The 14813-nt window shown below is 55.7% G+C and carries 14 protein-coding genes; 10 read left to right on the forward strand and 4 right to left on the reverse strand.

The annotated features are described in order from the left end of the window. Positions 1 to 39: 39 nt before the first annotated feature. The 3 genes from OZX72_RS03230 to OZX72_RS03240 all read left to right on the forward strand — a co-directional run bounded on the left by OZX72_RS03230 (position 40) and on the right by OZX72_RS03240 (position 5378). A complete protein-coding gene (locus OZX72_RS03230) occupies positions 40 to 2121 on the forward strand; it encodes a beta-galactosidase (RefSeq protein ID WP_277158975.1) in 2082 nt (693 codons plus the stop codon). Positions 2122 to 2417: 296 nt separating this feature from the next. Beyond that, positions 2418 to 3770 carry an extracellular solute-binding protein gene (locus OZX72_RS03235; protein WP_277158976.1) on the forward strand — a complete coding sequence of 451 codons (1353 nt, stop codon included), beginning with the start codon at positions 2418 to 2420 and terminating at the stop codon, positions 3768 to 3770. 207 nt (positions 3771 to 3977) lie between these two features. After that, positions 3978 to 5378, forward strand: coding sequence for an extracellular solute-binding protein (locus OZX72_RS03240; protein ID WP_277158977.1), 1401 nt, complete (start codon positions 3978 to 3980; stop codon positions 5376 to 5378). 3 nt (positions 5379 to 5381) lie between these two features. Here the strand turns inward: OZX72_RS03240 and OZX72_RS03245 are convergent, their stop codons facing one another. Next, a complete protein-coding gene (locus OZX72_RS03245; RefSeq protein WP_277158978.1) occupies positions 5382 to 6158 on the reverse strand; it encodes a type III pantothenate kinase in 777 nt (258 codons plus the stop codon). A gap of 189 nt (positions 6159 to 6347) precedes the next feature. Between OZX72_RS03245 and OZX72_RS03250 the strand changes: the two genes are divergently transcribed. The 5 genes from OZX72_RS03250 (at position 6348) to OZX72_RS03270 (ending at position 11850) form a co-directional block, all read left to right on the forward strand. After that, a complete protein-coding gene (locus OZX72_RS03250) occupies positions 6348 to 8186 on the forward strand; it encodes an ABC transporter substrate-binding protein (RefSeq protein ID WP_277158979.1) in 1839 nt (612 codons plus the stop codon). Positions 8187 to 8311: 125 nt separating this feature from the next. Beyond that, a complete protein-coding gene (locus tag OZX72_RS03255) occupies positions 8312 to 9283 on the forward strand; it encodes an ABC transporter permease (protein ID WP_277158980.1) in 972 nt (323 codons plus the stop codon). Between the two features lie 95 nt (positions 9284 to 9378). Continuing rightward, positions 9379 to 10281, forward strand: a complete 903-nt coding sequence (locus OZX72_RS03260) for an ABC transporter permease (protein WP_277159348.1) — start codon at positions 9379 to 9381, stop codon at positions 10279 to 10281. Between the two features lie 2 nt (positions 10282 to 10283). Beyond that, positions 10284 to 11072, forward strand: coding sequence for an ABC transporter ATP-binding protein (locus tag OZX72_RS03265; RefSeq protein WP_277159349.1), 789 nt, complete (start codon positions 10284 to 10286; stop codon positions 11070 to 11072). Continuing rightward, on the forward strand, positions 11065 to 11850 hold the full coding sequence (locus tag OZX72_RS03270; protein ID WP_277158981.1) for a dipeptide/oligopeptide/nickel ABC transporter ATP-binding protein: 786 nt from the start codon (positions 11065 to 11067) through the stop codon (positions 11848 to 11850). The genes OZX72_RS03265 and OZX72_RS03270 overlap by 8 nt, the downstream gene beginning before the upstream one ends. A gap of 8 nt (positions 11851 to 11858) precedes the next feature. Here OZX72_RS03270 and OZX72_RS03275 read toward each other — a convergent pair whose 3' ends face one another. From OZX72_RS03275 to OZX72_RS03285, 3 genes are all read right to left on the reverse strand, one after another. Further along, the gene (locus OZX72_RS03275) at positions 11859 to 12851 is read right to left on the reverse strand and encodes an NAD(P)-dependent oxidoreductase (protein ID WP_277158982.1); all 993 of its coding nucleotides are present in this window, start codon (positions 12849 to 12851) and stop codon (positions 11859 to 11861) included. Positions 12852 to 12962: 111 nt separating this feature from the next. Further along, the gene (locus tag OZX72_RS03280) at positions 12963 to 13166 is read right to left on the reverse strand and encodes a helix-turn-helix transcriptional regulator (protein ID WP_277158983.1); all 204 of its coding nucleotides are present in this window, start codon (positions 13164 to 13166) and stop codon (positions 12963 to 12965) included. Further along, positions 13153 to 13671, reverse strand: coding sequence for a hypothetical protein (locus OZX72_RS03285; protein ID WP_277158984.1), 519 nt, complete (start codon positions 13669 to 13671; stop codon positions 13153 to 13155). Before OZX72_RS03285 ends, OZX72_RS03280 begins: the two co-directional genes overlap by 14 nt. A 176-nt stretch (positions 13672 to 13847) precedes the next feature. Between OZX72_RS03285 and OZX72_RS03290 the strand changes: the two genes are divergently transcribed. Continuing rightward, positions 13848 to 14222: a damage-inducible protein J gene (locus OZX72_RS03290; RefSeq protein WP_277158985.1), complete on the forward strand. Its 375-nt coding sequence runs from the start codon at positions 13848 to 13850 to the stop codon at positions 14220 to 14222. A gap of 12 nt (positions 14223 to 14234) precedes the next feature. After that, positions 14235 to 14732: a PIN domain-containing protein gene (locus OZX72_RS03295; protein WP_277158986.1), complete on the forward strand. Its 498-nt coding sequence runs from the start codon at positions 14235 to 14237 to the stop codon at positions 14730 to 14732. Positions 14733 to 14813 lie beyond the last annotated feature (81 nt).

The following is a 14813-nucleotide window of genomic DNA, read 5'->3' on the forward strand; positions in this document are numbered from 1 at the left end:
AAACGACGACAAACGAGACAATACAAGGAATATGAAGCAATGAGTACACGCAGAACATATCGTTGGCCGCAGCCTCTTGACGGCCAAAGGCAAAGGCTCTGGTACGGAGGTGATTACAATCCCGACCAATGGCCGGAGGAGATTTGGGACGACGACATCCGCCTGATGTGCAAAGCCAAGGTCAACATCGTCTCACTTGGCATCTTCTCCTGGGCCAAAATCGAGACCAGCGACGGTGTCTTCGACTTCAGCTGGCTCGACCGCATCGTCGACAAGCTGGGTCGCGCGGGGATTGCCGTGGATATGGCCTCCGCCACTGCCTCTCCACCGATGTGGCTGACGCAAAAGCACCCGGAAGTGCTCTGGCGCAACGATCGCGGGGACATCTGCTGGCCGGGTGCGCGCCAGCATTGGCGCCCTACCTCGCCGGTGTTCCGCGAGTACGCCCTGAGGCTTTGCTGCAAGATGGCCGAGCATTTCAAGGACAATCCCTACGTGGTCTCGTGGCATGTTAGCAACGAATATGGATGCCACAACCGCTTCGACTATTCCGATGACGCCATGCGTGCCTTCCAGGAGTGGTGCAAGGCGCGCTATGGCACCATCGACGCCGTCAACGACGCCTGGGGCACCGCGTTCTGGGCCCAACGGATGAACGATTTCAGCGAGATCATCCCGCCGCGCTATATCGGCGAAGGCAACTTCATGAACCCCGGCAAACTGCTTGATTTCAAGCGGTTCAGCTCCGATGCCTTGAAGGATTTCTTCGCCGCCGAACGCGACACTTTGGCCCAGATCACGCCTGACAAGCCGTTGACGACCAATTTCATGGTCAGCGCTGGCGGTACGACGCTTGACTATGACGCGTGGAGCGACGAGGTCGACTTCGTCTCGAACGACCACTATTTCGTTCCTGGCGAACAGCACTTGGATGAGCTGGCTTTTTCGGCTTCGTTGGTCGACGGCCTGGCCCGTAAAAAGCCGTGGTTCCTCATGGAGAATTCGACGGCCGCCGTCAATTGGCGTCCGATCAACTACCGCAAGGAACCGGGGCAGACGGTGCGTGATGCGCTGGCCCACGTGGCCATGGGTGCCGACGCGATCTGCTATTTCCAATGGCGTCAGTCTCGTGCCGGTGCCGAGAAATTCCACAGTGCCATGCTGCCTCACGCCGGTGAAAACAGCCAGATTTTCCGCGATGTCTGCGAGCTCGGCGAGGACTTGCAAAAGCTTTCCGACGCAGGTCTCGAAGGCACGGAACTGAAGAAATCCTCGGTCGCCGTCGTGTTCGATTATCAGAGTGAATGGGCCACGGAGCATAGCGCGAGTCCGACGCAGAAGGTTCGCCATTATACGGAGCCTTTGGACTGGTTCAGAGCCTTCGCCGATTTGGGAGTCACCGCCGACATCGTGCCGATGAGAGGCGATTGGGACACCTATGAGGCTGCTGTGTTGCCGTGTGTTTATCTGCTTGGCAAGGCTGATTCGCAACGTGTTCGTCGCTACGTCGAGAACGGCGGAAAGCTTTTCGTGACGTATTACACTGGAATTTCCGACGAACGTGACCACGTCTGGCTGGGTGGTTACCCCGGCTCAATTCAGGATGTCGTTGGCGTGCGCAGCGAGGAATTCACGCCGATGGGCGACGACCATCCCGGCGCTCTCGATCACTTGGATTTGAGCAACGGTGCCGTGGCCCACGATTTGGCCGATTGGATCACCTCGACGTCGTCGGATGCCAAAGTGCTGGCAACTTATAAGGCGAACCCTCGAACCGGCATGAACGGCGTGCCCGCCATCGTGGTCAACCCCTTCGGTTCGGGCAAAAGCGCCTATGTCGGCTGCAAGCTGGGGCGCGAAGGATTGCGGATTTCCTTGCCGCAGGTGCTTGACGAGATGGACGTCGAATATTCATCGGTGTCGGACGCCGGCCAGGTGCTTCGTATCGAGCGAGAAGACGAAGAAGGTCGTAATTTCGTGTTCTACTTCAACCGTGGCGACAACGACGTGAACGTCGAGTTCGACGGGGAAGCCGTGGTGTCTTCGTTGGCACAGGTTCGCGAGGCCGGCAACGCTGCTTCGGTTTCGCCGAACGGTGTGCTCATAGTGAAAGGACAATGAAAACTTCAGATAAAAAGTAGGTGTTTTGCAGGCTTTAGCAGATAACGACCAATAATTCCGGGCGTTCCCTACCGTAGCCCAATAGAAAGAAAATATAAAAAGCCTCACTTCCGATTTTGCAAACTGACGTGAAGTGAAGTATACTTAAAAATGTTATCGCAATCATTTTACGAACCGATTATCGACTATCTGCTTCTTGCTTCTAGGAGTTTGAAGGGATATCAAGATTCAAAGGATTGGTTACGTTGAACAAGTTTCCATTTGTCTTAAAGGCATTTGGGGAAGGAGAAAGAACGATGAAGTTCACTAAGCAAGTGATCGCAATGGTCGGCGCGGCTGCCATGTTGGTACCGCTGGCGGCATGCGGCGGTTCGAACGGTTCCTCTGCAGACTCGTCGAAGGGTGGCAAGACCTCGATTCTCGTATGGTCCTGGGATTCTACGCTGCCTCGTACCGTGAAAGGCTTCGAGAAAGCCAATCCGGATATCACCGTGAAGGTGACCAACGCCGGAACCAACAAGAAGGAATACACCGCACTCAACAACGCGATGTCCGCAGGCAAGGGTGCGCCTGACGCGGCCCAGATCGAATATTACGCGCTGCCTGAATACGTCATTCGCAACAATGTGACCAATCTTGCGGATATGGGCGCTTCTGGCTACAAGAGTTTCTACACTCCGGGCACCTGGAACTCAGTCAACGTCAACGGCGGCGTTTACGCGCTGCCGATGGATTCCGGCCCCATGGCCTTCTTCTACAACAAGGAAGTCTTCGACAAGGCCGGCGTCACGCAAGTGCCGACCACCTGGGACGAGTTCTATGACGCCGCAAAGAAGGTTCGCGCCACCGGAAGCTACATCACCTCCGATTCCGGCGATGCCGGCTTCTTCGACTCCATGACCTGGCAGGCGGGCGCCAAGCCGTTCGAGACCAGCAAGGATGGCAAGACCGTGACCATCAACCTGACCGGCAACGACAAGGTCAAGAAGTGGACCGATTTCGAGCAGAAGCTCATCAATGAGGACCTGATCGACACCAAGACGCCGGGCTGGTCCGACGACTGGAACAAGGGCCTGGGCGACGGCTCCATTGCCTCGCTGCTCACCGGTGCATGGATGCCTTACAACCTGCTTTCCGGCGCTCCGCAGGCGTCCGGCAAGTGGCGCGTGGCGCAGATGCCGACTTGGGAAAAGGGTGGCACTGAGAACTCTGAAAACGGCGGTTCCTCGCTCGCTCTGATGAAGACCAAGGACAGCGCCAAGGCCAAGGCCGCGTACAAGTTCATGGAATATGCCTGCCACAACAAGGAAGGCATCAAGACCCGCGTTGATGGCGGCGCCTTCCCGGCCGACAACAACACGCTTTCCTCCAGCGACTTCCTCAACATGACCTCGATGACCGACGCCAAGGGCCAGCCCAACGAGTACTTCGGCGGACAGAAGTTCAACGAGGAGCTTGCCAAGGCCGCCAAGAACGTGATCCCCGGCTACAAGTTCCTGCCGTTCGAAGTCTATGCCCGTGGCGTCTTCTCCGATGATGCTGGTGGCGCTTTCACCGACAAGAAGATCACCCTCGACAAGGGCATCGCGGCCTGGCAGAAGAACATGACCGACTATGCCAAGCAGCAGGGCTACACCGTCAAGCAGTGATTGATGTTGGGCTCGCTGCTGGCTGGCGCTGGTTGATTATCGACTGATAGCGTCGATGATTTGCCGGTAACCCAGCAATATCGATAAATGATGTTCCGTGAATCCGAATGATTGTTCGTTCGGATTCACGGAACATTTTTTATTTGGCTTCGCAAGGTGAGGATAGACTTGTCGTTGAATGAACGGTGGATTGACGACAGGGGTAGAATGAACAAGGTCCGACGGCTGTTTGCGGCGGTATGTGCCGGGCTGCTGCTTGCGGCAACGGCCGCTTGCGGGGCGCAGGACAACCGCACCGTCATTACCGTCTGGTCGTGGGAGCCCAGCATGGAGGCGGAGGCCCGCGACTTTGAAAAAGCCAATCCAGATATCCGCGTCGACATCAAATCCACCAGCGGTTACGATAACCTCAATTCCGCCATTCAGGACGGCTATAACATGCCCGACGTGGTGCAGCTCGAATACTTCGCCTTGCCGCAGTATGCGGTAAGCGGCCAGCTGCGCGACATCACCGACCAGACGCAGGGCTACGGCGACAACTACACGCCCGGCACCTGGTCGAGCGTACACACCAACGGCCGGGTCTATGGAGTGCCGATGGATTCGGGGCCGATGGCGTTCTTCTACAACGACGACGTTTTCCGTCAGGCCGGCGTCGACGCCTCGCAGATACACACGTGGAATGACTATTACGAAGCGGCCAAAAAGCTCAAGACCATAGGCGTGTATATCGCTGCCGACGCGGGGGACGCCAGCTTTTACAATGCGATGATCTGGCTCAACGGTGGACGTCCGTTCCATACCAGTGGTGACGGCAAAACCGTTACCGTCAATCTCGCCGATGACTCGGGAACGCAGAATTTCAGCGAATTCTGGCAGAAAATGATTGACGAAGGACTGATCAACACCCAGCTCAACACATGGTCGGACGGGTGGAAAAACGCGCTGGCGGTGGGCAACGTCGCCTCTGTTTTTACCGGGGCCTGGATGCCTTCGCTTTTGCTTTCCGACGTGCCGGGTAGCGCAGGGCTGTGGCGCGTCGCACCGATGCCGACGGCGGACGGCTCGCGCACCAATTCGGAGAACGGCGGGTCGGCGCTCGCTGTATTGCATCTGACTCGCAAACCGGAAGCCGCGATGCGTTTCATCCGTTACGTCTGTCTCGATCCCTCGGGCATCGCCAAGCGCGTGGACGGCGGTGCGTTTCCTGCGGACACGGCGACGCTCAACAGCCATGCCTTCCTGACCAAGACCACGATTCGTGATTCGCGGGGCATCGACGTGCCGTATTTCGGTGGTCAGCAATTCAACCGCGTGCTTTCGCGTGCTGCCGAGAATGTGTCGCTCGGTTACCAATATCTGCCCTTCGAGGTCTATGCCCGTGGCGATTTCAGGGCGACGGTGGGGCAATCGTATAAATGGGCGAACGCTGAGCGAGCGGTGCAAAAGGTGCAGGAACGAATCAATGCTGGGCAGACCAACCCGGACGGAAGTCCGCTGACGTTGCCCCAGGACCCCGGTCCCAAAATCAGTCTGATGCAGGGGATTGCGCTATGGCAGAAGGATATCAAGGAATATGGCACCAACCAGGGCTTCACGCTGCAATAGAACTCAAGCGTTGAGGCGGTAGATGATGGACATGCCTTTGAAGATGAGGTCCGGGTCGTAGACGTCGATGGCTTCGGTGTCGTCTTTGAAAACTGCGCCGAGACCGCCGGTGGCGACCACCTTGAAATCCTCGTCTATTTCGCGATGGAATTGTTTGATGGTGCGTTCGATGCCGCCGAGGAAGTTGTAATAGAGGCCGGCTTGCATGGCCGTTTTTGTGCCTTTGGCAAGGATGGAATCGGGGCGTGTGATTTCGACTTCAGGCAGCTGGGCGGTGCCGGAAACCAAGGAACTGATTGAGGTTTGCAGACCGGGGCTGATGAGGCCCGCAGTGATGGATTTGTTGCCGTCAACGTAGTTGAAGGTAGTCGCCGTCCCGAAATCCGCCACCAAAACGGGGCCGCCGTATGTGCCGTAGGCGCCTACGCAATCCGCCAGGCAATCCGCACCGAGTGATTTGGGGTCATCCATGCGGATGGAAAGGCCGGATTTCACGCCGGGGCCGACGATGATCGGGTCGATATCGAGGAATTTTACGATGCTGGAACGGAAGGAATGCATGATCTGTGGCACCACGGAGGCCACGATGACGTCATCGACATCGTCGGGGGTGTATCCGCCGGATTCGAGGAATTGGAGCAGCAGCAGGCCGTATTCGTCGCTGGTGCGGAAGGTTTTGGTGGTGATGCGCCAGGTGTCGGTGATGGAGGTGTCGGGGGAGTTGTCGTCCACCACGCCGATTTCGATGTTCGTGTTGCCGATGTCAATCGCGAGTAGCATGTTGTCCGCCTTCCAAAGATGTATCGGCATATTTTCCGGCGCTTTATAGGGGTGCCGTAACGCCTTTCGTCTTGCGTCCCATCATACGCTGCCGGTGGTGTAAATCTATCGGTATTCGTATGATTGTCAAGTGCAGACGACCCGTGAGGGCGGCTAGCGAATTTAATAATATCTATCAAAGAGGAAAGTATGTCTACCAATTCAGGTGCGTACGGCGAAAACGACGCAACCGACAACAAGACAACAGGCACCAACGAAAACGAGACTGCGACGAACGCTTCCGGCGATGCGGCAAACGCTGCTGGTGGCTCGATGAATGCTTCCGATCACAACGCGAATGCTGCGGGCGGTTCTGCAGATGCAGGTGACTCCAGTGCGAACGCGGACGCTCACAACAACTCAAGCGTCAAGGCCGAAGACAGTGCGGGCAGCACCGATGAAACGCTCAATGCACATGTCAAAGGAGCATCCGGTGGCAAGGCTGGGAACGGCAAGAAAAAAGGCTGGATCTGGGCGATTATCGCGGCGGTTGTCGTTGTGGCGCTTATTGCTGCTTTTGTGGTCATTCGCAACAATCAAAAAGCCAGTATCGCGCCTGCCCAGGTGCATACAGCCGATTCCGTGACCATTGGGCTCAAGCTCGCGCCGACTAATCTCGACATCCGTAACCAATCCGGCTCGTCACTCGACCAGGTGCTTGTTGGGAATGTCTATGAAGGGCTTGTCGCCCGCGATTCCAATAACAAAGTTGTGCCGGGACTCGCCAAAAGCTGGGAGAAGAACGCCGATGGTACGAGCTATACGTTCCATCTGAACCGTGGTATGAACTTCTCCAATGGCGACAAACTCGACGCCAGCGACGTGGCATGGTCCATCAACGAATTGATGGTCAAACATTATCATGATTCCGAATCGCTTATGAACTTCAAATCGGTGATGGCGACGGATGCCGATACCGTCAAGCTCGATTTGACCGCGCCTTATGCCAACCTCTTGTGGGAGCTTGCCTGCAGGCCGGGACTGGTGTTCGACAAGAACGCCAACTACGACATGAAGACGCAGGCGGTGGGCTCCGGGCCGTACACCGTCGCCAAGTTCGTGCCGAACGATTCCATCACTTTGAAGGCCAATCCGAAATATTGGGGCGAGCACAAGGCCGTGACCCCGACCATCGTGCTGCGCTATTTCGGCGATGACAACGCGGCCGTCAATGCCCTGAAATCCGGGGATGTCCAAGTGCTGGCGCCCGTGACGGAAAATCTTGCCGAACCCTTTGTAAAAGACAGCGAGCATTATCGCGTCGCGGCCGGTGACGACACCGACAAGTATGTGCTTGCCATGAATTCCAAGGGTGCCAAGACCTCGGACGTGCGCGTGCGCCAAGCCATCCGCTATGCTATCGATCACAAACAGCTCATCGCCTCGCGCGGTGGGGCGGACAAGCCGTTGGGTGGTCCGATTCCTTCACTTGACCCGGGTTATCAGGATCTGACCGGGCTTTACCCGCACAACGTTGACAAGGCCAAGGCACTGATGAAGGAGGCCGGCTATACGCCCGATCATCCGCTCGAGCTGCGGCTGACCTACGCCAACACCTACGGCACAGAGCTCGGTGACCAACTGCGCAGTCAGCTCAAGCCCATTGACATCGATTTGAAAGTCAACGTGGTCGAGTTTTCCACGTGGCTGCAGGATGTGCTCAAAAACAAGGATTATGATTTATCGATGGTCGACCACAACGAAAGCCACGACTTTTCACAGTGGACCCAAGACACGTACTACTACAACTACAGCAACCAGAAGGTCAAGGACTACTACAACCAGGCGATGGCCGCTTCCAGCGACTCCCAGCGTGACGCGTTGCTGGCCAAGGCCGCACGGGTCGTCAGCGAGGACGCGCCTGCCGATTGGCTGTTCAACTATCGCATCACCACGGCGATGAAGAACGGCGTGACAGGCTTCCCGCTCAATCTTAATCAGACGCTGCTGCCGCTCTATAACGTGAGATATATGACGCCGGTTAAGTAACGGCTGCGTTAGAGGCGTGCGACTCAGGATTGAAGATGAGGATGCGATGAAAATCAAGAAAAAGCGCGCGGATTCCTGATTTTGCTCGCATCTTCGGCAATAAGTTTTGATAGGGAAGGTGGCATATGCGATTCGTCATTCGACGGTTCCTGCTGTTTGTGGCGGCGCTGCTTGCCATTTCGGTGGTGATTTTCGCGGCGCTGCGCATTCTGCCCGGCGACGTGGCCAGCGTGATGGCCGGGCTCAATGCGCCTCCGGAACGTGTGGAGCAGTTGCGCTCGCAGATGGGGCTCGACAGGCCGCTGATTGTGCAGTATTTCACCTGGATGGGCGGTTTGTTGCGCGGCAACTTCGGCACCTCGCTTCTGACCGGCCGTTCCATCAGCTCGACCGTTGCCATGCGTGCCTCGGTCACGTTTCCGCTGATTGTGCTGGGACTTGTCGTGGCGCTCGCCATCGGCTTGACACTTGGGGTGGTGGCCACTTTGGCCACGCGTCCGGCGGTGCGTTCCGCTTTCCACTTCGTCGCCATCGTAGGTGGCGCCATCCCGGCGCTGTGGGGAGGCCTGTTGCTGATTCTGCTGTTCGGACGCGGTACCGGATTGCTAGGCATTCTGCCCTCGCAAGGGTTCCCCGAGGCCGGTTGGGGCAGCTTCGGTTCGGCGTTGGCTTCGCTGGTATTGCCGGCATTGACAGTCGGCATCATCGATGGTGCGAGCCTGATGCGCTATACGCGCTCGGCGCTGGGCGATGTGATGAATAGCGGGTATATGGATCAGGCGATGGCCTGTGGCTATACGCGTCGTCAGGCCGCGCTCAAGGTCGGGCTGAGGCTGGCCACCCCGCAGTTGGTGAGCGTGGTCGGGCTGATGTTCGCGGGCATGATCACTGGCGTCATGGTCATCGAAAACCTCTTCGCGCTGCCCGGCATTGGAGCGGGCTTGGTCACCGACCTTGGCAACCGTGACTTGATTGCGGTACAAAGCGAACTTTTCATGCTGGCTGCTTTCTTCCTCTTCGTTGGTTTCCTCGTCGATCTGCTGCACCGTTTCCTTGACCCTCGTCTGAAGCACGCTGTACAAGGAGGTGCACAATGACGGGAAATGATACATACCGTGCGCCCGATACGAACCGAATCGGTGAGGAATCAGCGAATGCGCAGCAAGCTGTTGCCGCTTCTGTTGAAAATACTATGGCTCGATCGTCGAAACAAGGATCGGGGAATGCGAAAGATAGGCCTTCAAGCAAACTCATTATTGTATTACGTTCGATATGGCGTCGTGGCGAAGGCAAGTTCGCGTTGGCCGTGTTGGCGCTGTGGGTTGCGGTCTCGCTGATTTCGCTGGTTTGGACGCCGCAATCGCTGTGGAAAACTGACGGCTACCACGTCTGGGCCAAGCCGTCAGCTGAGCATTGGCTTGGCACCGATGGAACCGGTGCGGACGTGTTCAGCTGGCTGATGGCCGGAGCGCGAACGAATCTGTTCATCGCCGTGTTGGCGGTGGTTTTCGCGGGGGCGCTGGGCATATTGCTGATGAGCGCGATGGTTTCCCGCAATTCGGCGCTGTCGAACGTTTCGGTGGTTGCGGTCGACGCGCTGATTTCCATTCCGACTGTTCTGATTGCCTTGATTCTGGCGGTTCCGATGGGTGCTTCCGTTGCTGTCATTATCATTGCTTGCGGCATTGGCTATGGCCTCAATCTGGCACGTATAGCACGCCCGCAGGCGCTACTGGCAGCCAATTCCGACTATGTCGGCTCTGCGCTTTCTTATGGTGCTTCCGGTTTCTCGGTGATGCTGCACCATATACTGCCCAACGCGATGCCGACCATCATGGTACAGCTCTCACTCTCCGCCGGCACCGCGGTGCTCGCCGAATCGGGCCTGACCTATCTCGGCGTCGGCGTGCCGAGCGGCGTGCCGAGCTGGGGCCATTCGCTGGCCACGTCGGTCAAGTTCATCAACGTCTACCCGTTGACCGTGCTTTGGCCAGGTCTTATCGTCACGCTCGTGGTGGTGGCGCTGAACGTCTTTGGCGACGTGCTGCGCGATGCCATCGACCCCGTGACGAATCCAGAATTGCGGGAGGTGTGATGATGAGCGTTGACGTGAAACAGCTTGGCGTTTCCATTGCCGAAAAGCCGATTGTTCGTGGTGTCGATTTGCATATCGGTGACGGCGAGCGGGTCGGTCTCATCGGCTCGTCCGGTTCCGGTAAGTCTATGATTTCCAAGGCGATGCTTGGACTATTGCCGACGAATGCAACAACGGAAGGTTCCGTTATCCTTGGCGATACGCAGGTTATTGGGGCGAACGAAACCGTTCTGGCAAGCCTGCGCGGGCGTTACGTCGGTGTGGTGTTCCAGAATCCAGCATCATCGCTGAATCCGGTTTTGACTGTTGGCAAACAAGTTGAACTGCCGTTGAAACTCCATTATAACTTGGACAAGGCTGACCGTCAGAAGCGTGTTTCTGCGATGTTCGAAAAAGTGGGGCTTGACGAGGCCACAGCGAAAAAATATCCCAGCGAGCTTTCCGGCGGCCAACAGCAGCGCGTCGGAATCGCCACGGCCTTGATTACCTCACCTCGCCTGATTATCGCCGACGAACCTACAACCGCGCTCGACTCCATCACTCAGCGTCAGATCGTTGATTTGCTGGTAACGCTTGTCGACAAAGCCGGCGCTTCTATGCTTTTCATTACCCATGATTTCTCCGTGCTCGCCCGTGCTACGACGCGGTGCTATGTGCTTGATAACGGTCGGATTATCGAATCGGGAACTACTGCTGATTTGTTGGGTAATCCGCAAAACGAACAGACGAAAAAACTGGTCGGTGCGGCCAGAGAGCTGACATTGCAACGAAAGCAGGATGGCGATGATTGATCAACAGATGCTGCTGACTGGCAAAGGAATCAGCCGAGTTTTCGGAAAAGGCAAGAACCGGCAGACCGCGCTGGACGATGTCAGCGTCGAAGTGCGGTCGGGGGAGTGCCTTGCGTTGATTGGCGGTTCCGGTTCGGGCAAATCGACGTTGACGCGGATTTTGTTGGGACTTGACCAGCCGACTTCGGGAACGGTGACGTTTGAAGAACAGCCTGTTGACGGTCGCAAATCCTCTGGATATGAGGCTTTGCGACGTAAATCAAGCCTCGTGTTCCAGAGCCCGTTCACCTCGCTTGACCCACGTTGGACGGTGGCAAAGTCCGTGGCGGAACCTCTGAACATTCAACGGAAACGTTCGAAAATGGACAATCTGGATATAGCTGCGAAAGTGCGTGAATCTTTGACCCTTGTTGGCCTTGATCCCGAAGAGTTCTTGAATCGTTATCCCGTCGACCTTTCCGGTGGGCAGGCGCAGCGCGTCGCCATCGCCCGCGCATTGGTCACCGATCCCAAGCTCATCGTCGCCGACGAGCCCATGAGTGCCATCGACGTGGCTGCGCGCTTGCAGATACTTGAGGCGTTCGCCTCCATCCGCAAGTCACGACCGGAGACGGCCATCATCATGATTTCGCACGATTTGGGCGTGGTGCAGCATATCGCCGACCGTATCGTCGTCCTTCACGATGGCAAGGTAGTGGAAAGCGGCAGCACCGATGACGTGCTGAACCGTCCGCAAACTGTCTATACCCGCGAACTGGTTACGGCTGCATCCCTATAAGCCAGCGACTATTCGACCACGTTAAAGCGCTCGCCGTTGCAGAAGGCGTGAATCGAGCGGGCAAGTTGGCGCGAAAGATCGCGGTAGGCGTCGTCCGCGCGCCAGGCGACATGCGGGGTGAGGATGGTGCTCGGAACCGAACGCAGCGGGTCATCTGCTGGCAGCGGTTCCTTGTCGTAGACGTCGATGGCGGCCTTGACGTCACCGCGCTTGAGCCTGTTGACCAGAGCGCCTTCCTCGATGAGCTCGGCGCGTGCTGTGTTGATGAAATAGCTACCCGGCTTGAGTCGGTCGAGGTCGGCGGCGGTGACGACTCTTTGCGTCTCGTCGTTCAGCGGCAAATGAAGGCTTATGATATCCGAATGGGCTATAAGTTCGCCGATGCCGTCAACGGGCGTTGCTCGCAGGGAGCGCGCTGTGGCGGCGTTGACGTGGGAATTCCAGACCAGTGTATGCATGCCGAAGCCGTCAGCGATGCGAGCGACGGTCTGGCCGATGCCTCCGAAACCGATAAGCCCTATCGTCTTTTCCTTAAGCGACGTGCCCTCAAGCCCGCTCCAGTTGCCTTCCCGGATGCTGCGGTCCATCGCGCCGACCGAACGTGCAAGTTCGAAAATCAGCGCGAACGTATATTCCGCAACGGTTTCATCGCCGTAATGGACAGTGTTGCAAACGCGGATACCCAGCTCGCGGGTGCGGTTGAGATCGATGAAATTGGCGACGCCGGTGCCGCCGAAGACGAAGCAGCGCACATGGGTGCCGAGTTCGTCAAGCAGTCTGCCGGTGACATGGAAGCCGATGACCACGACGATATCGGCGTCTTTGCAGCGCTCGAGGATGGTGTCGGGCTCGATGTTGAAATCCTTGTACATCCTTATGCGCGCGACGTTATGCAGCATGCGCATGCTGGTGGCGATTGGCTGGTACATGGCCTCGAACATTGAGGGGATGACCACCAGCGGCAGCTCAGTGTGTTCGGATTGCGTTTCGATATACTCCATACCCCCAAGGATAATTCCGCCTCTGGCCTATCGAAATGGGAATTACCGGTATTTGAAGAATACTGAAGGTTTGGTATCGTCGCGCGTTGTGTCGCTGTTCAATGGCGCGTTTTATCCATCAAAGGAAAACAGCTTTTCGACGGTGGTGTCGAAGACGTGGGCAATGTCGAGAGCCAGTTTGAGCGAAGGGTTATAAGCCCCTGCCTCCAGCCGGATGATGGTCTCGCGTCGCACTCCGACGAGCGCGGCAAGCTCGGATTGGGTTATGCCGGCTTTTTGCCGGACCTGTTTGAGTGTGGTGTTAAGCTTCGTCATTGACGTCTGTTTCCGAACGAGTCATATCACGATGTTCAAAGTAAAGGTAGCAGCCCAGTTGCAATGTCGGCATTAACGAGGCGATGAACAACAGAAGATAGACGGTGAAGCGCAGCTGATTATCTAGACAATATTGGTTGATCAAGGCAACGCAGATAAGCACGCAAAACAGGATAAAAATGGCTGTGGTATTGGCTTGATTCTCATGAGTCAGAGCGCTTTCGTCGCGTAATCCTGTTTCCGAAGCATTGTCCAAATTGCCATTCGAGCCCATCGAAAAAATTCCGTTCGGTCCGTGTGAGATGAATTTATTGAGGGCGGTATCGATTCCTGCCGAAATAGTGAAAGCAACTAGACTCAGAAGATGCAGCCATAGCCAAGTGACTGGAAGAAACGCGCCGGGAAGCGAGACGAGCGTGGCGATAAGCATACAGGAGAACTGCACCTCTCTTATCTGGTTCAACGACCAGTTGCGAGGGTTGAAACGATGTGAGAAGACTGGCATCTTTGATTCCTTTCAACGGCTATTTCTTGACAATAAGTACAAAGTAGGTGATGTATTTATCACTATGTTGCAAATATATCACATTTATTAAATGGATTATGGATTTTCAAGAGTTGTTTTAGGTTGACAGATATTACATTATTTTGTATGCTATATCGTATAGCAATAGTGAGCTGATGGGTGCGGTGAAGGAGATTGTTATGTCGATGGTGCAGATGAATGTTCGTATCGATTCTGACGTGAAGGATGATGTCGACGAGATACTCAAGCGCAAGGGGAAGAACCCAAGTTCCGTGGTGCGTGAACTGTGGGACTTCATCAGGGATTCTGGCGATACTCCGGATTTGCGGACTAAAGCTGAAAAGGCTAATAAAGAAGCCGAAAAGCAACGCAGGCTTAAGGCGATAGAGGATGGTGCGACTTTATGGTCTCGAACGTTGAAAGAAGCTGGTTTGTCTGATGACGGCCAGCATCCTTGGGCGAATATGTCGTATAAGGAAATGCGTGACGCTGCCTATGAAGATGTAGTCGATGAATATGCACATAAATGAGAGGTGAAGACAATGATTGAAGAAAAACGAGTGGTTTTCGACACGAATGTGTTGCTGGATTACCTTCTTGGCTGGCGTTCTGGTAACGCGAACGCTATACAACTTCTACGTGTCTGTTTGGATTCGGACGTGATTAAACTCCTTTGCATATCCTTGTCTTTAAAAGATGTTGACTACATTTCGAGGTCATCGTTTAAAAAACAATTTGCAAACAGTGAATCTGTAGTTGTGCAGGCTACGGTCTCCAATATGGCTCCTAAGTTCGGTTGGCATTGTGTTGATGATTTATTGAAAATAATTGCGATGGTGGTTGCAGTCGACCAAGTGACTTGCAAGAATGCTCTCAAGCTATGGGAGGTTCATCCTGATTATGAGGACGACCTCATTATCGCCGCGTCACGCCAGGCCAACGCCGACATGGTGGTGACGGGCGACCAGGATTTGATCAAGCATTTTCCGGATCTATGCGTTAGCGTCGAGGACGCGCTGAAACAGATTGAAGAAGACTGATCGTCTGAAGTTCGAGCTGAGTGAATTCGCGTTTGGCGATTGTGCGGCGCAATCTTTGTAGAGTTGGTTTTAGGATTCGAT

Origin of the sequence: Bifidobacterium sp. ESL0769 (genome assembly GCF_029395495.1) — a bacterium.
Lineage (GTDB): Bacteria > Actinomycetota > Actinomycetes > Actinomycetales > Bifidobacteriaceae > Bifidobacterium.